General features: G+C 66.8%; 1 pseudogene. It reads right to left on the bottom strand.

From position 1 onward, the window contains the following. Positions 1 to 659: pseudogene (locus tag XarbCFBP7408_RS22060) on the bottom strand (S-layer family protein); the annotation flags it as partial.

Raw genomic sequence — 659 nt, 5'->3', positions numbered from 1 at the left:
GTCAAGCCCACGCCCATGCTCAGTTGCAACTCGCCCGCGGCGACCACGCCGGATTCCAGCAAGGCGCGGTACTGCGCCACGCCGTCGGCGTAGTTGCCCAGATAGCGGCGGCCGGTGAGCTGGGTGATCTGGTCCAGCACCAGGCGCTGCTCGTAGAAGCCATCGCCCAGGCGGGTCTGGGTCCACTCTGGATCAACACCCAGCTTGTCCAGCAGGAAGTCGCTGCTGATGAAGTTGTCGTAATTGACGAAGCGCGGGTCGGTCTCGATCAGGTAACGACGGCCGGGGCCATTGCTGCGCCAGGCGTTGATGCCGCCCAGGCCGTTGGCGGCACGGCCCATTGCGGTGAGATCGGTACCGGTGCCGCCGGAGAGGCGATACAGCCCGCCAATGGGCAGATCGATCTGCGTCAGCGACGTCTGGCCGCTACCCACAATGTTGGTCACCGGAATGCTGGCCGGATCGACTCGGGTACGGCTGTCGGATGCGACGGCAGTGACGCCGGTACCGGCCGCGGTGGCCTGCACGTCTGCCTGATCGACGCTGCTGCGTACAAGCCCACTGTCGTTGGACGCGACCGGTGCGACCGACATCTTGACGATGCCGCCCGACGTGGCGAGCGTGGCGTCCTGCGTGTTGGCGCCCACCTGGGTGCCTGC

The sequence above is a fragment of the Xanthomonas arboricola pv. guizotiae genome (assembly GCF_002940205.1).
GTDB classification, from domain to species: Bacteria; Pseudomonadota; Gammaproteobacteria; order Xanthomonadales; family Xanthomonadaceae; genus Xanthomonas; species Xanthomonas arboricola_C.
The sequence above is the reverse complement of the archived record's forward strand: the minus strand, read 5'-3'. Positions and strand labels throughout refer to the sequence as shown.